Annotated in this window: 17 protein-coding genes; 10 read left to right on the top strand and 7 right to left on the bottom strand. The window is 54.9% G+C overall.

Annotated features, from left to right (window positions below; all coding sequences use genetic code 11):
- Positions 1–68: 68 nt before the first annotated feature.
- From ACFO3I_RS16470 to ACFO3I_RS16445, 6 genes are all read right to left on the bottom strand, one after another.
- The gene (locus ACFO3I_RS16470; protein ID WP_377335844.1) at positions 69–908 is read right to left on the bottom strand and encodes an HDOD domain-containing protein; all 840 of its coding nucleotides are present in this window, start codon (positions 906–908) and stop codon (positions 69–71) included.
- 124 nt (positions 909–1,032) lie between these two features.
- Positions 1,033–2,790, bottom strand: a complete 1,758-nt coding sequence (locus tag ACFO3I_RS16465; protein WP_377335842.1) for a DNA repair helicase RadD — start codon at positions 2,788–2,790, stop codon at positions 1,033–1,035.
- A gap of 50 nt (positions 2,791–2,840) precedes the next feature.
- On the bottom strand, positions 2,841–3,092 hold the full coding sequence (locus ACFO3I_RS16460; RefSeq protein WP_377335840.1) for a DUF3862 domain-containing protein: 252 nt from the start codon (positions 3,090–3,092) through the stop codon (positions 2,841–2,843).
- Between the two features lie 23 nt (positions 3,093–3,115).
- Positions 3,116–4,228 (bottom strand): CsiV family protein, encoded by a 1,113-nt coding sequence (locus ACFO3I_RS16455; RefSeq protein ID WP_377335838.1) that lies wholly within the window; start codon positions 4,226–4,228, stop codon positions 3,116–3,118.
- The gene (gene mfd / locus ACFO3I_RS16450) at positions 4,225–7,716 is read right to left on the bottom strand and encodes a transcription-repair coupling factor (RefSeq protein WP_377335836.1); all 3,492 of its coding nucleotides are present in this window, start codon (positions 7,714–7,716) and stop codon (positions 4,225–4,227) included. The genes ACFO3I_RS16455 and mfd overlap by 4 nt, the downstream gene beginning before the upstream one ends.
- Positions 7,717–7,761: 45 nt before the next feature.
- Positions 7,762–8,364 (bottom strand): PilZ domain-containing protein, encoded by a 603-nt coding sequence (locus ACFO3I_RS16445; RefSeq protein ID WP_377335834.1) that lies wholly within the window; start codon positions 8,362–8,364, stop codon positions 7,762–7,764.
- Between the two features lie 121 nt (positions 8,365–8,485).
- On the opposite strand from ACFO3I_RS16445, the gene ACFO3I_RS16440 reads away from it, so the two are divergent.
- From ACFO3I_RS16440 to tcdA, 10 genes are all read left to right on the top strand, one after another.
- A complete protein-coding gene (locus ACFO3I_RS16440; RefSeq protein ID WP_377335832.1) occupies positions 8,486–9,691 on the top strand; it encodes a lipoprotein-releasing ABC transporter permease subunit in 1,206 nt (401 codons plus the stop codon).
- Positions 9,684–10,367, top strand: a complete 684-nt coding sequence (gene lolD, locus ACFO3I_RS16435) for a lipoprotein-releasing ABC transporter ATP-binding protein LolD (RefSeq protein WP_377335830.1) — start codon at positions 9,684–9,686, stop codon at positions 10,365–10,367. Before ACFO3I_RS16440 ends, lolD begins: the two co-directional genes overlap by 8 nt.
- Positions 10,360–11,604, top strand: coding sequence for a lipoprotein-releasing ABC transporter permease subunit (locus tag ACFO3I_RS16430; protein WP_377335828.1), 1,245 nt, complete (start codon positions 10,360–10,362; stop codon positions 11,602–11,604). The genes lolD and ACFO3I_RS16430 overlap by 8 nt, the downstream gene beginning before the upstream one ends.
- A gap of 140 nt (positions 11,605–11,744) precedes the next feature.
- Entirely contained in the window at positions 11,745–13,985 is a 2,241-nt protein-coding gene (locus ACFO3I_RS16425) for a DNA internalization-related competence protein ComEC/Rec2 (protein ID WP_377335826.1), read from the top strand.
- Between the two features lie 78 nt (positions 13,986–14,063).
- Positions 14,064–15,812: a lipid A export permease/ATP-binding protein MsbA gene (gene msbA / locus ACFO3I_RS16420; RefSeq protein WP_377335824.1), complete on the top strand. Its 1,749-nt coding sequence runs from the start codon at positions 14,064–14,066 to the stop codon at positions 15,810–15,812.
- A complete protein-coding gene (gene lpxK, locus ACFO3I_RS16415; RefSeq protein ID WP_377335822.1) occupies positions 15,812–16,810 on the top strand; it encodes a tetraacyldisaccharide 4'-kinase in 999 nt (332 codons plus the stop codon). Before msbA ends, lpxK begins: the two co-directional genes overlap by 1 nt.
- A 1-nt stretch (position 16,811) precedes the next feature.
- Entirely contained in the window at positions 16,812–17,009 is a 198-nt protein-coding gene (locus ACFO3I_RS16410; protein ID WP_377335820.1) for a Trm112 family protein, read from the top strand.
- Positions 16,997–17,755: a 3-deoxy-manno-octulosonate cytidylyltransferase gene (kdsB, locus tag ACFO3I_RS16405; protein ID WP_377335818.1), complete on the top strand. Its 759-nt coding sequence runs from the start codon at positions 16,997–16,999 to the stop codon at positions 17,753–17,755. The genes ACFO3I_RS16410 and kdsB overlap by 13 nt, the downstream gene beginning before the upstream one ends.
- Positions 17,752–18,465, top strand: coding sequence for a TIGR01621 family pseudouridine synthase (locus tag ACFO3I_RS16400; RefSeq protein WP_377335816.1), 714 nt, complete (start codon positions 17,752–17,754; stop codon positions 18,463–18,465). The genes kdsB and ACFO3I_RS16400 overlap by 4 nt, the downstream gene beginning before the upstream one ends.
- A 2-nt stretch (positions 18,466–18,467) precedes the next feature.
- Positions 18,468–19,259: a tRNA cyclic N6-threonylcarbamoyladenosine(37) synthase TcdA gene (gene tcdA / locus ACFO3I_RS16395; RefSeq protein ID WP_377335814.1), complete on the top strand. Its 792-nt coding sequence runs from the start codon at positions 18,468–18,470 to the stop codon at positions 19,257–19,259.
- A 103-nt stretch (positions 19,260–19,362) separates the two neighbouring features.
- Here the strand turns inward: tcdA and ACFO3I_RS16390 are convergent, their stop codons facing one another.
- A complete protein-coding gene (locus ACFO3I_RS16390; RefSeq protein WP_377335812.1) occupies positions 19,363–19,998 on the bottom strand; it encodes an NAD(P)H-dependent oxidoreductase in 636 nt (211 codons plus the stop codon).
- Positions 19,999–20,028: the final 30 nt, after the last annotated feature.

The following is a 20,028-nucleotide window of genomic DNA, read 5'->3' as shown; positions in this document are numbered from 1 at the left end:
AATGCCAGTCAGTTTAACTGACTGGCATTAGCCTGATGGCGCCTTTTTCTTTGGTCTTAATGGCTGTTTCAAACAAACAGCTGTTTCATATCGTGGTACAAAGCAACAAATTCCGGCGAGCGGTTGAAATCAACGCCAGCGATCAGGCCGCGCTCCACATAAGGTTTCAGCGCAATACGCGCTTCGGTTTTGTCTTTGCAGTAGCCTTTTTGGATGGCAGCAATGCGGATAAAGTCGATGTAACAGACTTTGTCGCTTGGGTCCTGATTGTTCCACTTCTCCGCAACGGCCACCAGCTCCTCCGGAAATTCCCAACTACGCAGAATGCTGCCGCCAATGTTACCTGCCAGATCTTCAATGCAGTGCTCGATAAAGTCTTTGTCACCAAACTGGTCCAGGTTCTTTTCGGCTTCGGTCAGAATGGGCAGGGCACCGATATTGTGAATAAGGCCGGCCAACGTCATGGTGTCAAAATTGACCGGGCTGTTTTTCAGGTTGCTGTTGTACAGCTGCATGGCCGCCAGCGCAGTTGCAGCCACTTCCAGCGTGTCATGCCAGACCTTACCCATCAGGCCTTTGATCAGGCTGGAATGCGAGACAAACAGCTGTTCAACCGCCATTGCGGTGACGATGTTTTTGATGTAACGCAGACCAATGCGGGTCACGGCCTGATGTAAGGAATTCACGTGCACTGAGCGGCCGAGAAAAGCACTGTTGGCAATTTTCATCATACGGGCTGACATGGCCGGGTCGTGAGAAATAATATCGGCCATCTGGTTCAGGTTCACCTGAGGGTCTTCCGCCATCTTGCGGATCCGTAACGCAATTTCCGGCAAGCTGGGCAGAACCAGCGTGTCATTTTTAATTTTTTCAACGAGAGAACTGAGTAAGGCGTTTTCGTTTGACATAACCTGCAACCCTATAAGCAAAAACTGGTGTGATTTGAATATCTTGCAATAGCTTTATTTTTGTATCCCGACTGATTATGGGCGAATACGGGGTGCTTTGCCCAGAGGCCTTGCTAAATTTTTTTCAGTTTCTATCAATTTCAGTTGGGGGTTGGGCCAGTTGGAACAATTTGTCGCGGATACGCCAGAAGCGGCCATCTTTGCGCGCAATTAATGCCGCTGGCGGAGCCAGCCGATGTTGTTCTTTCAACACCGCCGTCACAGTGCTGGCTGTAAAAGGTCGGTGCCGGTCAATCAAATGAGCGGGGATAAACTGCTGCAAGAACTTTTGTTTTTGCGCTTTGCTGTGCAAAGACCAGAATTCAGCCAGCTCAGTGCCATCGGCTGAAAAGTAGCTGACTTTCAGACTGGTCTTGCCGTCTTTCTGATGGCTGCTCAGCTGCATGCGGTTGATATAAAGCACCAGAGCATCTTTCAGAGCCAGCGCTTCTTTCAGTTTTTTATCCGGGTCGACCAACACCAGGCCGCAGTCACTGCACTGACGGGCGGCGATATCATTTTCTGCACCACAATCCGGGCAGAACTTGCACTTAAAGCGGTAACCACAAGGCTGAGGATTGTCCTGCTCATCCGGCTGATACCCCTGACAGCGGCGGCCATAGTGTTCCAGCACAATGCCGCGTTCATCAGTTTTGCCCCAGAAGCTGTTAAAAAAGCCACACAAAGGGCAGGGTACAGTCACCAGCTCTGCGGCAGGATCTGGCCTGAGTTCACCAATGTCCGGCTGTTCCAGATTAAAGCGGTTGCCGGCGTAATCCAGCACCAGACAGTCCTGTTTGCCCGGGCTTAACCGCAGGCCCCGGCCAACAATTTGCTGATACAAGGTGACGGATTCGGTCGGGCGTAAAATGGCAATCAGATCGATATGTGGTGCGTCAAAGCCGGTGGTTAATACTGCTACATTGACCAGGTATTTCAACTCTTGCTGTTTAAATTGCAACAGCAGCCGGTCGCGTTCAGCCTGCGGGGTTGCTCCCAAAATAAGTGCGCTCTGGTCTGCAGGTAAATAGGACTGGATTTCCTGTGCGTGGCGGGTGGTGGCGGCAAATACCATCACTCCCTTCCGGCTTTGGGCCTGCTGTACCACTTGCGCGATAATTTGTGGTGTGGCCCGTTGCTGCTGCGAAATTCGTAAATCCAAATCCTGTTCTTTAAAGTAACCACCGCTACCAGGCGTCAGCCCTTGAAAGTCGTAACAAAGTACAGGAGCATCCAGCAGTATTGCCGGGGTCAGGTAGGCTTCGCTCAGCAAATGCCGGATCGGCAAATCAAAAATGCAGTAGGTAAAAAACCGTGGCTCGGTGGTACGCACCATACCCCGGGTGTGGTACTGGTAAATCCAGCCACTGCCCAAGCGGTAAGGGGTTGCCGTCAAGCCCAATACTTTAAGTTGTGGGTTTTGCTGCTGCAGCGCCCGTATTACTTTCAGGTAGCTGCTGTTGTTATCCTCACTGACGCGGTGGCATTCATCGATGACTAATAAACTGTACTGCTCGGCAAAATCCTGCAAATTGCGGCTGACCGACTGCACCGACGCAAACACCACTTTGCTGGCGGTTTCTTTGCGGTTCAGGCTGGCGGAATACACCGCCGCATCCAGGCCGTAGTGGCAGTATTTGGAGTGGTTTTGTTCAACCAGCTCTTTGACATGTGCCAGCACTAATACCCTGCCTTTGGCCAGCCGTGCCAGCTCAGCAATCACCAGGCTTTTGCCTGCACCTGTGGGCAGAACCAGTACCGCGGGCTCGGGGTGGCGGCGGAAATGCACCAGCACGGCTTGGACGGCCTGCTGTTGGTAATCACGTAACTGGGGATTGTTCATCGGGCAGGGACTAAGCAGAGGCGGGGCCAGCCCCGCCATCCGAACAAGGCTTATTGAATGCCTTCGTTAGAAAACACGGTGGCGCGGTCAGCAATAAAGGCAATTTTGATGTTCTTTTTGTCATCACCCCAACGGCAGTTTTTGGTGCCGATGGCTTCTTCACAATGATCGGCTTTGCCCAAAATGGCAGAAACTTCTTCATAGTTCATGCCCGCTTTGACTTTGTTGTAGTTGTCCTGGGTTAACTTGCTGCAGGCAGTCGCTGCCACTAATACAGTCAAGGCCAGAAGTACTTTTTTCATAACAGATTCCTTGTGTTATTGCGTCAATTTGTGGCCGTGGGACTGGCCGGATCGTAACGTTTGATCTGAATAATCACCCCTAAGCGAGGATGATCCAGGTAATTCAGCTGCCCTAATGTTAAACGGGCCTGCTGCTTCACTTCGACCTGAGCCGGCAGCGCGTCATTAGCTTGGCGTAAGTAAAAGCTGCCGTCAAACAGAATAAAGCGGCCAGCTCTGAAACTCAGCAGGCTGTCCAACTGCCAGGGACTAAACCACTGCTGCATCGCACTCTGGCCCTGGCTCAGGGCCTGCAACTGCTGTTGCACCTGTTGCATCAGGGCCGGTGTTTCCGCGCTAGGCAGCATTTCCTCTGGCGTAAAATACTGACCGGCATACCAGTGACTGCGCTGACGGTTACTGGTTAGTGGCTGACGCCAGGCGGTATGCAGTAGTAATTGCTTGGAAGCATCCTGCTTAATTTGCGATGCTACATTTTTTAAACTGAACTGGTCCTGACTCAGCAGGTATGGGATGCCTTGCTGCTCGCCGCTGCCTGCTACTTCAGCTGGAATTAGCGTCGGTGCAGGTAGTTGCAGCGCCAGTTCTGCGCTGCTGAGCGGGCGGCTCAGCAACTGACCATCCTGCGTCCACTGCTCCATCTGGCAACTTTGTGGGTTAAATTGTTCGGCTGACAGCAGCTCAGCTGTGGCGTCGTCCGCTGTGGTCAGTTCTGTGTCGCTGCTGTCCGCCGTCGCTTGCTCTGGAGACGCGGGTTGCGCTGCTTCTGGTTCTGTCGTCAGCGCAGGGGTCGGAGCCAGTAACTGCTGCAGCGCTGCTAACTGCCCGGCTGGCAGAGTGGCAGGTGGTTGGGCTGGCGCCGCAGCGTCTGTTGGCGCGGAGCCTGTAGTCTGCTCAGCAGCCGGGTTACATGCTGGAATAGCTTTGATTAAATCGGCCACCCGTGGCTGATACAAAGGTGCAATTAAGTCCAGCGCTTTGCCTGGTTGCAAGGCTTTTTCCGGTGCTTTAAAGCTTTCTTTCAGGCTGGCGTCCGGCTGGCGGCTGAACACCAGCATTTCAATTTCATACCAATTGGCCAGAGCCGATGGCGCGCTGACCAGGCCTGCCAGGGCCAGCAATAACCGAAGTTTCATGAGACTCCTGTTTGATGAGCATGCAACTCCGACAGCAGCTGGGTGACAAAAGCAATCCGGCTGTCGGCGTTAGTTAATTCTTTGATAAATTTCAGCTTATTCCCACCTTCCAGCTTAAAGACTTTCGACTGAGTCTGAATAAGCTGAATGATAAAGCTGGGGTTGACGCTGGTACGGTCGCCGAATTCTAGCACACCACCTTTGGGGTTGGCTTCCAATCGTTTGACGCCAATCGCTGCGGCCTGCAATTTTAACTCGGTGATTTTCACCAAATTTTTCGCCGCGTCTGGCAGCAAGCCAAAGCGGTCAATCAGTTCCACCTGCACATCGTCGAGTTCCAGGCTGTCTTTACAGCTGGCCAGTCGCTTGTAAAAAGACAAGCGCAGGTTGATGTCAGGAATATAATCATCCGGAAACAGCGCCGGTAGTTTCAGATCCAGCTCGGTTTGCTGTTGTAGCAGGGCGTCCAGGCTTGGCTCTTTGCCTTGCTTTAAAGCCTCAACCGCTTGTTCCAGCATCTCCATATAGAGGCTGAAACCAACAGATTCAATTTGCCCGCTCTGTTCATCGCCCAGCAGCTCACCGGCACCGCGAATTTCTAAATCGTGGGTGGCCAGCGCAAAACCAGCGCCTAAATCTTCCAGCGCCGAAATAGCCTCTAAACGCTTTTCGGCGTCTTTGGTCAGGCGTTTCGGCGGTGGTGTCAGCAGATAGGCATAAGCCTGGTGGTGCGAACGGCCAACCCGGCCCCGCAGCTGGTGCAGCTGTGCCAGACCAAAGTTGTCGGCTCTGTTGATCAAAATAGTGTTGGCGGTTGGCACATCAATACCGGTTTCGATAATGGTGGAGCACAGCAGCAGGTTAAAGCGCTGATGGTAAAAATCCGCCATCACTTGTTCGAGCTCACGCTCGCGCATTTGGCCATGGGCAATGCCTATCAGGGCTTCAGGCAACAGCTCGCTCAGGTCAGCGGCCATTTTTTCGATGCTGGCAACGTCGTTGTGCAGAAAATACACCTGACCACCCCGGCTGATTTCGCGCAGCACGGCTTCACGTATCAGGCCACTTTCAAATTCACGGACAAAGGTTTTCACCGCCAGTCGTTTGGCTGGTGGTGTGGCAATAATGGACAAATCACGCATTCCGGATAACGACATATTCAGGGTGCGCGGTATTGGGGTGGCGGTCAGGGTCAGAATATCGATATTGGCTCGCAGCGCTTTGATTTTGTCTTTTTGCCGCACACCAAAACGGTGCTCTTCATCGACAATCAGCAAGCCGAGGTCATCAAACCGAATATCGTCCTGCAGTAATTTATGGGTGCCAATCAGAATATCCACTTTGCCGGCCGCCACATCGGCCAAAATCGCTGTTTGTTCTTTAGCGCTGACGAAACGCGACAATACTTCCACCCGGATTGGCCAGTTGGCAAAACGGTCGCGGAAGTTTTCATAGTGCTGCTGCGCCAGCAAGGTGGTTGGCACCAGCACCGCCACTTGTTTGTTGTCGTTAATGGCGACAAAGGCGGCGCGCATCGCCACTTCGGTTTTACCAAAGCCAACGTCACCGCAGACCAGCCGGTCCATGGCCCGCTCGGCCTGCATATCCGCCAGCACATGGCTGATGGCGTCCAGCTGATCGACGGTTTCTTCATACGGGAAGCCGTCAGCAAATACGTCGTATTGCTCAGCGTCCAGCCGGAAGCCATAGCCGGTTTGAGCCGCGCGTTTGGCGTACACATCCAGCAACTCGGCCGCCACGTCCCGTACTTTCTCCGCAGCTTTACGGCGGGCTTTTTCCCATTGATCCGTGCCGAGTTTATTTAGCGGCGCATGCTCCTGATCGGCCCCTGTGTAGCGGCTGATCAAATGCAAAGAGGACACCGGCACATACAGCTTGCTGGCACCGGCGTATTCAATAGTAACAAATTCTGCGCTGATGCCACCGGCGTCCAGCACCTGCAAGCCCTGATAACGGCCAATACCATGCTGTAAATGCACCACAGGCTGACCAAGGGATAATTCCGCCAGGTTGCGGATAATGGTGTCGCTGGAAATTTGCTGGCTACGTTTACGGCGGCGTTTTTGCGCTACTTTCTGGCCAAACAACTCGTTTTCGCTGATCAGCGCCAGCGGCGTTTTGTCGCTCAGCACGCAGCCTTGCTCCAGCGCTCCAACCACAATGGCCAGGTCGGCGTCGCCGGTCAGAAAGTCGGCCAGGCTCTGACACTGCTGCAGCCGGATCTGCTGTTTGCCCAGCAGTTGCAGCAGGCTTTCGCGGCGTCCTTCCGATTCCACCAAAAACACAGCGCGGCCTTTTTGCTGTTTCAGCTTCAGCACATAATGCTGCAACTTCTCCAGCGGGTTTTTCAGTTGATGATCCACGGCCACATCGGGCAGGGCACCAACTTTTGCATTGGCCTGGCCGACCCGCTGTGGCAATTCTGCTCTGGACAACCGCAGGCGCGGGTAGCTTTTCATCCGGCCAAAGAATTCATCTTTTTGCAGGTAAATCTCGGCCGGCTTGAGCAGCGGTTTCAAAAGGTCGATGGCTTTGTCCTGATAGCGGCGCAGCAGATCCTGACTGAAGCGGTCGGTGGCGGCGTCTAAATCACCCACCTGCACCAGTTCGGTGTGCGCGGGCAGGTAGTCGAACAGACTGCAGCTTTGTTCGGCAAACAGCGGCAGGTAGTATTCAATACCGGCTGGCATCAGGCCCTGACTGACCTGCATATACAGCGATTCTTTTTCGTTGCGTGCAGGAAAGCGTTCGCGGTAACGGATGCGAAAACGTTCGATGGCTGCTTTGTCCTGCGGAAATTCGTGGGCCGGCAGCAGCGCCACTTTTTCAACCTGCTGTACAGTGCGCTGGTTGTCCGGGTCAAACAAGCGAATGCCGTCAATTTCATCGTCGAAAAAGTCGATGCGATAAGGCAGCTGGCTGCCCATCGGAAATAAGTCCAGCAAGGATCCACGCACGGAAAATTCACCATGTTCCATCACCTGCTCCACAGCGCGGTAACCGACCGCGGCCAGTTGGGTACGCAACGAGGTTAAATCCAGCTGCTGGCCTTTCTCCAGCCATAAGCTGTGTTGCTGCAGCCAGTCCGGCTGATTCAGCCGCAGCATGGCGGTGCTGACCGGTACCAGCACCAGGCCAGTTTTTAGCTGTGGCAGCCGGTACAGGGTTTGAATACGTTGCGAAATGATGTCCTGGTGCGGCGAAAACACATCGTAAGGCAGGGTTTCCCAGTCCGGAAATACCTGCAGCAAGGCCGGGTTCTGCGCCAGGTCATCTTGCAGGAATACCTGTAATTCTTGCTCAAGGCGCAGTGCGGTCGGCGTATCAGGCACCAACACCAGATAAAGCCCTGGCTGACGCTGCACTAAGTCGGCTAACGCAAAAGGCAAGGCCGCGCCTTGCAGCTGGCCCCATTGTTTAAGATCCTGAGCGCCCGCAGGCAGAGGTAATTGCTGAAAATAAGTCATTTAAGTTCGGTTCGTTGTACGGCTGCTTATCAAATCAATAAGAGGTCAGGTTGCTGTCTGTTGTGCCTGACGGGCTTCTGCTTTGCGTTTGAGCTGTCGGCTTTGCTCATGCAGGCTGGCACGTACCACCAGATCGCGGTCATCTTCACGGATGCGGCGGAATAACAATCGTGCCAAAAACCCCTGCCCAGACGGCTCACAGTCAATCAGTTCGGCCAGCGCAAACACTGCACCTTCGTTATGGTCTAAAAACAGTTTCAATTCATAAAGCTGACCTGGTTCTGCCGCATCATTGAGCTGCACCCGCACACCGGAGCCGCCAAAGCTAAAGGCCTGAAAGCGTTGGCTGCTGTCGTCCTGATTGCGCAGCACATAATGCATCAGCGCGTCTATTTTGCGGGTCTGTAGCTGCAGGTAGCTGATAAGCTCAGGTTGCAGATCTTTGATCCCGGTTAAGGCCCTGCTGCTGGAGCTGTTCAGTGCCGACAATTCGCTGGTCATTTTAAAGGCGTCCGGCAACAACTGGTAAAAGCCATCGTCGTCCGGTAAAGGCGCATCAAAAGGCACCAGATTGACTGAAACGGACTGTTCTACCTGGAAATAATCGTTAAATTCTTCAAGACGTTGAGTGGAACTGGGCTGCAGCATAGGGATCCTCAAGTTGCAAGCTTGTAACCTTAACGGATTCTCACTATTATCGCAGCAATTTCTTGCCCGGCCCAGCATAGCTGCTGTGAAAAAGCCGGTTGCCATGTAAAAGTGGGGTGCTGTGAAAAACCTGTCGTTACCTCTGTTCGCCCGCATTGGTCTGCGTTACAGCCAAAGCCGCCGTGGCCGTGGCTTCTTGTCCTTTATCACTTTATTTTCTGTCACTGGTATTTTTCTCGGTGTACTGGCGCTGACCGTGGTCAGCTCGGTGATGAATGGCTTTGAAGCCAGCCTGAAACAGCGGGTGCTGGGGGTGATCCCGCATTTGCTGGTCAGTACAGAACAGCCAGAGCTGGCTGCTGATTTGCCCAAAGAGTTTGATCAAATCACTCAGGTGACTCCGCATTTGCAGCTGGAAGCACTGGCGCAAAGCCCGGGTGAGCTGACGCCTTTGTTATTGCAAGGCATTGAACCGGCCGCCATTCCCGAATTCCTGCAGCAATCATTGCTGGTGGGCGACTGGCAGCAACTGGCCGACAAGCCTTATTCCGTGATGTTAGGTGTGGGGTTGGCCGATCAATTAAAGGTCGGCCCTGGCCAGCAAATCCGTTTGATCCTGGCACAGGGCGGCAGTTTTACCCCCATGGGGTGGATGCCACGGCAGCGGCTGTTTAATGTCGCAGGGCTGGTCAGTACCGGCTCTGAGCTCGACAACAGCGTGGCGCTGGTGCATTTGCCTGATTTAAAAAAATTAAGTGCCGGCCAACAGCAAAGCAGCCAGTGGCGGGTGACCTTGCAAGAGCCCTTTGATGCGCCTGCTCTGGAGCCTTTGGTGGCGTCTGTGCCGGGTGTCACCGCAGTCACCGACTGGCGGGACAGCCACGGCAAGCTATTTGCCGCTGTGGCGATGGAAAAATCCATGATGTGGCTGATGCTGCTGCTGATCATTGCGGTGGCGGCTTTTAACATAGTGTCGGCGCTGGCGATGATGGTGACTGAAAAACAACGGGAAGTGGCGATTCTGAAAACTCAGGGCATGACAGACAGCCAGCTGTTTATGGTGTTTGCCGTGCAGGGCATGAATAACGGCTTGCTGGGCACCTTGACCGGTGCTGTGGCCGGTGTGCTGCTGACCTGGCAGCTGAATACCCTTTTATCCGTTTTAGGTATTCAGGTGATTGCCGGTGTGGCATTGCCGACGGATATTCAGCCACTGCAAATTCTGACCATTGTGCTGGCCGCCTTAGGCTTAACGGCGCTGGCGGTGATTTACCCGGCCTGGCGCGCGGTACGGGTTCAACCTGCGGAAGTATTAAGAGATGAATAAGGTGTTAGTGGCCCGTGGCCTGAGTAAAAGTTATCGCGATGGCTCGCAGGAAACCCAGGTGTTGCATGGGGTCGATTTAACGGTTGCGGCTGGCGAAATGCTGGCGATTGTTGGCAGTTCCGGCTCGGGCAAAAGTACTTTGCTGCATATTCTCGGCACACTGGATTTACCGGACCAGGGCGACCTGGTGCTGCTGGGCAAACCAGTTGCCAGCCTGAGCACAGACGCCAAAGCCAAACTGCGTAACCAGCATCTGGGCTTTATTTATCAGTTTCACCATTTGTTGATGGACTTCAGTGCGCTGGAAAACGTGATGATGCCACTGCTGATTGGCAAGACGCCGGAAGCGGAAGCCCGCCATCGCGCCTTGCGGTTACTGGACAAAGTAGGCTTGTCGCACCGGGTTGAACACAGACCGGCGGAGCTCAGTGGTGGTGAGCGGCAGCGGGTGGCCATTGCCCGGGCTTTAGTGGGCGAACCTGCGCTGGTGCTGGCGGACGAACCGACCGGTAACCTGGACCATCAGACTGCCGAACAAATCTACCAATTGCTGCGTCAGCTCAATCAGGAATTATCCACCAGTTTTATTGTGGTGACTCACGACAGAGCGCTGGCGGCCCGGCTGGATAAACAGTACTGGATGCAAGACGGCCGTTTGGGTGCTGCGCATGGCTAGTTTGTCCTGGCAATTGGCCCAGCGTTACCGCCACAGCCGTAACAGCAATGCCTTTATCCGTTTTATTTCCGCCTCATCCACCATTGGCATAGGTCTGGGGGTGGCTATTCTGATACTGGCCTTGTCGGTGATGAACGGTTTTGAACAGGCGCTGCGCACTCAGCTGCTGGCGGTGATCCCGCATATTGAGTTGCAGGCGGTGGACAAGCCTATTTTGCACTGGCAGAAGAAGTTGCCGGCATTGGTAAAACAGCCCGGCATAGTGGCTGGTGCGCCTTATATCAAAACCAACACATTAATGCGGATTGGTGCTCAGGTGAAGGCTGCCAGTTTGCGTGGTATTGACCCGAAGCTTGAGCAGGGCGTCAGTGAGTTGCAGCGTTTTCTGAAAGCCGGCAGTCTGGACCAGTTAACAGCGCAGCAGATTGTATTGGGTCAAGGGGTGGCGAAAGAGCTGGGTGCCTGGATTGGTGATGAAGTGCAGCTGATGTTGCCGCAGCAGAATAGCGACGGCAGTCTGGCCAGCCATAAACATGTCAGTCTGACCGTAGCCGCTATTGTTGGCATGGGTGGGCAGATGGATTACCAGCAAAGCTGGGTGCAGCTGGACGCGCTCGCCGGGTGGCTGAACTACCCGCCCGGCGCTGTGCAAGGTCTGGCCTTTAAAGTGCAGGATGTGTTTGCGGCGCCGCGATTGTCCAGAGAACTGGGCAACCAGCTGAGTGGAAAAGATTATGTGTATATGCTGGATTGGGTACGCAGCCAGGGCCACTTGTACCACGATATTCAAATGGTGCGCAGCATTTTGTACCTGGTGCTGGTGCTGGTGCTGGCAGTGGCCTGTTTTAACATTGTCGCTACCCTGGTGATGGCGGTGCGGGAAAAACAAAGCGATATTGCCATCCTGCTGACCATGGGCATGCCGCGGGGCGCTGTGGTTAAAGCCTTTATGTGGCTGGGCTGGCTCAACGGCCTGGTCGGCACCCTGGTTGGCGCTGCAGTTGGCTTGCTGCTGGCCTGGCAGATTGAGAATTTGTTTGCGGCGCTGACCAGCTGGACAGGTTTTGTGTTACTCGACCCCAGTATTTATTTCGTTAACTATGTGCCTTCCAAAATCGACCCGTTGCAGGTACTGCTGACGGTTGGCGTGGCGTTAGTACTGAGTTTACTGGCCACCTTGTACCCGGCCATTCAGGCCAGCCGGGTGCAACCCGCTGTGGTGCTGGGTCGCAGTTAAGCGGCTTTGGCCTGGATTCGCCTGTATTCGCTTAAAATATTGGTGTAGCGGGCTAAGCTCGCTACACCATCCTGAAGGCCCTTCGAACCCTGAGCAGATGCATCTCTTGGCTGTTGCAAAGCCATCAGCTGCCGCCATACTTGAGTTCTCATTATTTACTTTTAATTTACATGAACGCCTTTTGCTGCGGCCTGATTGCAGGCTGCCTCAGCCTGTTGTTCTGGCCACAGATCCCGCCATTCAACGGGCTCTGGGCGCTCTTATGCCTGCCGGTTTTACTCTATACCCGCTGTTGGTTTGCTGCGGGTTTGCTGCTGAGCCTGGTGTCTGCGCTGGCGGCAGTGCAACAGCATCAGAGCCTGAGTCAGCAGCTGCTGCGGACGCAGCCGCTCTGGTTGCAAGGCCAGATCAGCGCTATGGTGCAGCCAGGTCGGGATTACAGCCGAGTGCAATTTCGTCTGGATACAGCGCCGTATCAAGGCTATTCGCTGCGCCTTGGCTGGGCTCAGGCGCCGGAATTGCTGGGACAGGGCCAGCGCTGGCAGCTGAAACTCAAGTGCAAGCCGGTGCGCCCACCGGCCAATCCGGGCTCGGCGCCGGTGGAAGCCAATGCCTATGCAGTTGGCGTGCTGGCCAGTTGTCAGGTCAGTCAGGGCCTGCTGCTGCAGCCTGAGCTGGCGCAGCGTCAGCGGCTGTATAACAGCTGGCTCGCGCGTTTTGGCGAACGGCCTGGCTTTGCGCTGATCAGTGCGCTGACATTAGGGGAGCGCCCCTTTAGCAGCGAACTTTGGCTGGGATTACAGGCCAGTGCGCTCGGGCATCTTATTTCTATTTCAGGTTTTCATATCGGCTTGTTGTTTGGCTGGGTGGCTGCGTTAAGCCGCTGGCTGGGAAGGCGCTGCGGCTGGGCTTTTTTGCATCAGCATGCGCCCTGGCTGGCATTGGCTGTCGCCTGTTACTACAGCCTGCTGGCAGGGTTGGCCATTCCGACCTTAAGAGCTTTGCTGGCTTTGGCACTTGGCGTGTTGTTATGGGCCAACCGGCAGCGGCTCAGCTATCTGCAAGTCTGGTTGTTGTTGGCTGCCTCATTGTTACTGCTGCAACCGCTTTGGGTGCTGAGTATCAGTTTCTGGCTGACGGTGCTGGCGGTCGGGTTGTTGTTGCTGTTGCTGTGGCGTTACCCGCTGCGCGAACAGGGCTTTCGGGCCAAGCTGCTGTGGGGGCTACGCTTTCAGCTGCTGATGACTGTGCTGATGGCCGTACCTACTTTACTGTTTTTTCATGGTGTGGCGCCTTTGGCACTGCTGTCTAACCTGCTGTTTGTGCCCTGGTGTTCACTGGTGCTGATCCCCTGGTTGTTTCTGGCGGTGCTGATTGACCTGATATCGCCTGCCAGCTGGTTATGGCATTGGCAGCTGGCGGACTGGCTGGCGCGGCCCTTGCTGCAGTGGCTGCTCTGGAGTGCCGATGCCGAGCACTGGTGGTTGTTACCGGCCCAAACCGCGGCTTCGGTATTGGCGCTTTTTGCGGCGCTGGTGCTGCTGGCCTTTGGCTGGCGCCGAGTTCCTTTGGTGCCACTGACGGCGCTGTTATTCGTGCCCGCCTTTTCGGCGGGCCGCTTTGACAGCAGTCAGGTGCGGCTGCACCTGATTGATGTTGGGCAGGGCACTGCACTGCTGCTGCAACAAGGTCGTCGCGGTTTGTTGTATGACGCCGGTCCGCGCTATGGGGATTTCAGTGCCACCGAAGCCTATGTGATGCCTTATCTGCAGTATCAGGGCATTTCGCAGCTGGATTATCTGCTGCTCAGTCATGCTGATGCAGATCACACGGGCGACTACAGGAAACTGCTGCAATCCTATCCGCACACAGCGCTGCTGGCAGATTTTGCCACTGGCCTGACACAACAACCCTGTAGCAGTTTGCCACCATTTTGGCGGCAGGCCCGGCTTCGCAGCGAGCGGTTTGGCCTGGATACCAGCAGCAACGACGGGTCTTGCTGGTTGCAACTGAGCTGGGCTGGTTGGACCTTTCTGGCCAGCGGTGACAGTGGACAGGCCGCAGAGCTCAGATACCTGCAGCACAATTGGGGCAAAGCAGATTTTCTATTGCTGGGCCATCATGGCAGTAACAGCTCGTCGGGGCTTGAATTTTTGCAGCAGTTATCCCCATTAATGGCGCTGAACAGTGCGGGTGCGTTAAACAGTTACGGTCACCCGCATGCCGATGTACAGGCCCGGTTAGCCCTGCTGCAAATCCCATTGCTGGATACAGGCCAGCAGGGTGCTATTGAGCTAAGATTTCGAGCCGCAGAGGTGGAGATTTGGCTTTACCGGCAGCGGCTGTGGCCCCTTTGGTTGCGCAATTCTGCAGCACTCTGATGCCGCTGGGGGATAACAGCTGAAACTGGCGATTGAACCATGTAGAATGTCGGCAGAATTCTGCTCAAGGAATGTATTTTGTCTGTAAATCAAATTGATATGCGTGCTACTGCCAGACGTTTATTCAGTTATCTGAAATCTTATCGTCCAGCGTTTGCCGTCGCTATTGTCGGTATGGCGGGTTACGCCGGGGTGGATATTCTGTTTATCTCCCAGTTTGGTGACTTTATTGACCGTGGTATCAGCCAGAAAGACACTAATTACCTGGCCTGGGCGCCGGTTTTTGTCATTGGCATGTTTTTGCTGCGGGGCGTATTTAATTTCATCTCCAGCTACTGTCTGACCTGGGCTGGCACCCATATCGTCAAAGACTTGCGGCAAGAATTGTTTAGCAAAATGATGACCTTGCCTGTCAGTTACCACGACAAACACAGCACCGGCGAGCTGATTTCAAAAATCACCTACGATGCGGAGCAAATCAAACAAACCTCAAGCAAAGCGCTGGTGGTGTTGATCCACGAAGGCGTCTTTGTGTTTGGCTGCCTTGGCCTGATGTTCTGGAACAGCTGGCAGCTGTCGCTGATTTTCCTGCTGATTGCGCCGCTGATTGCAGTGGTGGTGTCGCAGGTGTCCAAGCGGTTTCGGGTCATCAGCTCCCGTATTCAAAACTCGATGGGCGATGTCACCAGCAGTTCAGAGCAGATGCTGAACGGTCATAAGGTGATCCGCGCTTTTGGCGCTGTCGAGCTGGAAAACCGCAAATTTGCTGACGTCAATAACCGCAACCGCCAGCTGGACGTCAAAATGGAAGCGACGCGTTCGATCAGCGTTTCGCTGATCCAACTGATTGCTTCGTTTGCTTTGGCTTTTGTGATTTACCTGGCGAGCTTCCCGGCGATGCTGGAAACCCTGACGCCGGGTATCTTCAGCGAAATTCTGGCGGCGATGATGCTACTGCTCAAACCACTGAAACAGCTGACTACGGTCAACAGTGAATTTCAGCGTGGTATGACCGCCGCGGCCAATGTGTTTTTAGTGCTGGACCAGCCGTCAGAGCAGGATACGGGCACAGTGCAACTGCAGCAGGCCAAAGGCTTGTTGCAGGTCAATAATGTCAGCTTTAACTACCCTGGGCACAGCCGTCAGGTGCTGAACGATATCAGCTTTACCGCACAGCCCGGCCAGACCGTTGCGCTGGTTGGTCGTTCAGGCAGTGGCAAGACCACCATTTCCAGTTTATTGCCGCGTTTTTACGAAATAGAGCAGGGCGAGATTCTGCTCGATGGCGTGAATATTCAGCATTGCACACTGGATTCTTTACGCGCGCAGATGGCGACAGTGTCGCAACAAGTGGTGCTGTTTAACGACAGCATTGCTAACAATATTGCTTATGCCTACCGCGGTGACCTGAGTCGGGAGCGACTGCTGCAGGTGGCTGAGCGCGCCCATGTGATGGAGTTTGCCAATCAGCTTCCTGAAGGCATCGACACCGTGATTGGTGAAAACGGCGTCACCTTGTCTGGTGGCCAGCGCCAGCGTATCGCCATTGCCCGTGCTTTGCTGCGTGAAGCGCCGCTGCTGATCCTGGATGAAGCCACCTCGGCGCTGGATACAGAGTCTGAGCGTAAAATTCAATCGGCCCTGGATGAACTGCTGAAGGGGCGTACCAGCCTGGTGATTGCACACCGCTTGTCGACCATTGAACAGGCGGATCTGATCCTGGTGATGGATCAGGGTAAAATTGTCGAGCGGGGTAACCATCAGCAGTTGCTGGCGCTGGACGGCTATTACGCTCAACTCTACAAGATGCAGTTCAGTGAGGCCTGATGAACTGGTTTGAACGGGGCTGGTACGGCGAACATCGCGGCACGCTGCTGCTGTGGCCGCTGAGTCTGTTGTACCGGCTTATTGGCGCCTGGCGGCGCTTTGCTTATGGTTTGGGCTGGCTGAAAAGCGAACGTATGACCGTGCCTGTGCTGGTGGTTGGCAATATCAGCGTGGGCGGTACAGGCAAAACGCCAATGACCTTGTATCTGTGCCAGCAGTTGCAGCAACGTGGCCTTCGGGTGGGTATTGTCAGCCGCGGTTATGGCGCTCGTATCACTGCGCCGCTGTTGGTCAGGCCTGAGCATTCACCAGTCGACGTGGGCGACGAGCCTTATTTACTGGCCAGCCGCAGTGGTTGCCCTGTGGTGGTTTGTCCGGACCGGGTGGCTGCGGCCCGACATTTACTGGCGCAGTACCCGCTGGACCTGATTATTTCTGACGACGGCATGCAGCATTACCGGCTGCAACGTGACCTTGAACTGGTACTGATTGATGGTCAGCGTGGTTTTGGCAATGGCCAACTACTGCCCGCTGGTCCGTTACGTGAACCTGTCAGCCGGTTGGCCAATGCCAGTGCTGTGGTGGTTAATAGCGCAAGCGTCGGCAGTCACTTTGCGCTGCCTGCTGGGTTGCCGGGGTTCCGGATGGCGTTACAAGCTGGAGCGCCAGTTGCGCTGGTAGGCTCTGCGCACTGGACAGGCGAAGCCGTTACCTTGGTAGCGGCAATCGGCAACCCGCAGCGTTTTATCAGAACCGCTGAAGCCTGCGGTGTGCAGGTGGCGGCGACGCAATTTTTTCCTGATCATTTTGCGTTTAGTGCCGATAGTCTGGCGGCCATTGATGGGCCTGTGCTGATGACTGAAAAAGATGCGGTGAAATGCCGCCCCTTTGCCAAAGCCGACTGGTTTTATCTGCCGGTTCAGGCTGAACTTACCCCTATTAAGGGCAGCCCGGAGTTGATCCCCTGGCTGCTGCAACGCATTCAACCAAGGAGCTGATATGGCGTTAAATGTAGCGCTGCTCGACATCATTGCCTGCCCGGTGTGCAAAGGCAAACTGAAGCTGGATAAAGAGCAACAGGAACTGATTTGTGTGGCTGACAGGCTGGCGTACCCGGTGCGTCAGCATATTCCGGTGCTGCTGGTGAACGAAGCCCGGCAGTTGACGCTGGATGAGGCGGAAACATGGCGTTCCTAGTGGTGATCCCGGCGCGTTTTGCGTCGAGCCGGCTGCCTGGTAAGCCTCTGGCTGATATTGCCGGCACCAGTATGATTGAACGGGTCTGGCGTCAGGCTGGCGAAAGCGGCGCTGAGCGGGTGGTGATTGCGACCGACAACGAACAAGTCGCTGCCCATTGCCGCAGTTTCGGCGCTGAAGTCTGCATGACCAGTGAACGCCATAACTCTGGCACTGAACGGCTGGCCGAAGTGGTGCAGCAGCTGGGCCTGCCGGATGATACTGTGGTGGTGAATGTGCAAGGCGATGAGCCTTTTATCCAGCCAGCCCTTATTCGTCAGGTCGCTGACAATCTGTCCGGGCAGAGCAAAGCCCGGATGGCGACGTTAGCGGTCACCCTGGCGGATGCCGACGAAATTACTAACCCCAATGTGGTGAAGGTACAGACCGATAAAGACGGTTATGCCCTGTATTTCAGCCGCTCGGTGATCCCGTTTGACCGTGACCAGGCGTTTTCGCAGCAGCTGGCGGCTATTTACCGCCGTCATATAGGTATTTATGCCTATCGCGCTGGTTTTATTCAGCAGTATGTGCGCTGGCCAGCATCGCAGTTGGAGCAGGTCGAATGCCTGGAGCAGCTGCGGGTGTTATGGCAAGGCGAGGCTATTCATGTGGCCACTGCTTTGGAACGACCGGCGATGGGCGTCGATACGCCAGAGGATCTGGAAAAAGCCAGGGCTTTTGCGCTGGAGTTTGACCGCGCATGAGCCTGCAGCTGGTGCACCAACAGGCCGATTTTGTCGTGCTGAATAAACCCTCCGGCCTGAGTTTTCATAGCGAGTTTGAAGCTGGGCTGGTGGCGCTGGCCGAAGCGCAGCTGGGCGAAAAGCTTTATGCGGTGCATCGGCTGGACAAAGGCACCAGTGGCCTGATTATTCTGGCCCGTAGCAGTGAAGCCGCCGCGCGCTTTTCGGCACTGTTTGCCAGTGCTGGTATTGATAAATGGTATTTAGCGCTCTCCAGTGGTAAAGCCAAAAAAAAGCAGGGTTGGGTGAAAGGCGATATGGTGCAGGCGCGCCGTTCGGCCTGGATGCTGACCACGGCGCAGTCGAACCCGGCGGTCAGCTATTTTATCTCGGCTGGTCTGGCCGAAGGGGGCCGTCGAGCTTATCTGGTCAAGCCCTACACAGGGAAAACCCATCAGGTGCGGGTGGCGCTGAAAAGTGTTGGCGCCGCGTTGCTGGGGGACGAGCTGTACAAGGGCGATAGCGCAGACCGCTTATATCTGCATGCCTATGCGCTGCGTTTTCAGTGGGAGGGGCAGTGGATTGAGCTGGTGTTGCCACCGACCGAAGGTGAGGCATTTCAAAGCAGTGCCTTGGCACAGCAACTGGCGACTGACTGGGCCTGTCCCTGGCTGCTGAATTTTCCTCTGCTTCATTTACGCGCTGGCTTAGATGCCACACCATCGGATTAATCATGTCAGATTATCTATTACGTTTTGCCGGTATAGGCCGGTTGTATGGCGTGAAAGCGCTGGAAAAATTTCAGCACAGCCATGTCTGTGTCGTCGGTATTGGCGGTGTCGGCAGCTGGGCTGCTGAAGCGCTGGCGCGTTCGGGCATTGGCCGCATTACGCTGATTGACCTGGATGATATTTGCATCAGCAACACCAACCGTCAGCTGCATGCGCTGACCGGCACCATAGGCAAGGACAAAGTGGCGGTGATGGCGGATCGTATTCGCGCCATTAACCCGGACTGCCAGGTGACTTGTGTTGAAGATTTTGTTGCCACCGACAATATCGCCCAATTGATGAGTGCAGGCTTTGACTATGTGGTGGATTGCATCGATTCCATCAAAGCCAAAGTGGCGCTGATTGCCCACTGCAAACGCAATAAAATTCCGTTGGTAACTGTCGGCGGAGCCGGCGGTCAGACCGACCCGACCCAAATTCAGCTGGCCGATTTAAGCCAGACCACCTATGACCCGCTGCTGGCCAAAGTGCGAAATACGCTGCGGCGCGATTACAACTACAGCCGCAACCCGAAACGCCGCTTTGGCATTGATGCGGTGTATTCCACTGAGCAGCTGGTGTATCCGGCGGGTGATGGCACGGTCTGCCAGACTAAACCTGACTTAGAAGGGGCTCAGTCCGGTATGCGGCTGGACTGCTCGGGCGGTTTTGGCGCCGTCACAGTGGTCACCGGCAGTTTTGCATTTGTCGCTGTGTCAAAAGTGCTGCGCAAACTGGCGGACAAAGCCCACTAACAGCTCGCAACAAAAAGGGGTCAGGTCTTGAATTTTGCATGGCTATGCAAAATTCAAGACCTGACCCCAACAGAAGGGAGGCGTTGTGCCTCCCTTTTGCGTATTAGTCGCGTTGGATCACAAAGTCTTGCGTGGCACGGCGCACTTTTTTCAGGTTCACCAGCCAGTCGCCTTCGGCTGCACGATAGCCCAGTGGCAACAGCAATACCGACTTCAACCCAAGCTCCGCCAGGTTCAGAATTTCATCGACTTTCGCCGGTTCAAAACCTTCCATTGGCGTTGCGTCGACTTGTTGCTCGGCGGCGGCAATCAGCGCCGAACCCAAACCTATATAGGCCTGACGGGCGGCATGTTCAAAGTTCACTTCAGCCGGACGCTGCGGGTAATGGCTCAGCAGTTGTTGGCGGTAGGCTTCCCAGCCATCGTTTTTAAAGCCGCGTTGCTCGTTGACCAGGTCAAACATCATATTGATGCGCTCGGCGGTGTAATTGTCCCACGCGGCAAAGACCAGCAGGTGAGAGCAGTCGGTGACCTGAGACTGGTTCCAGGCGACGGCGCGGATTTGGGCTTTCAGCTCCGGGTTCGTCACCACCAGCACCTGGTAAGGCTGCAGCCCGCTGGAGCTGGCGCTTAGGCGAATGGCTTCCAGAATATATTCCAAACGCTCAGCTGGCACCGCGCTGCTTGGTTGCATCTTTTTGGTGGCATAACGCCAGTTCAGTAAATCAAGGGTCGACATCAGAGGTACTCCATTGGATGAATACCTCTG

Origin of the sequence: Rheinheimera marina (genome assembly GCF_042654345.1) — a bacterium.
GTDB lineage: Bacteria > Pseudomonadota > Gammaproteobacteria > Enterobacterales > Alteromonadaceae > Pararheinheimera > Pararheinheimera marina.
Note: the sequence above shows the minus strand (reverse complement) of the source record. Positions and strands in the feature narration are given on the sequence as shown.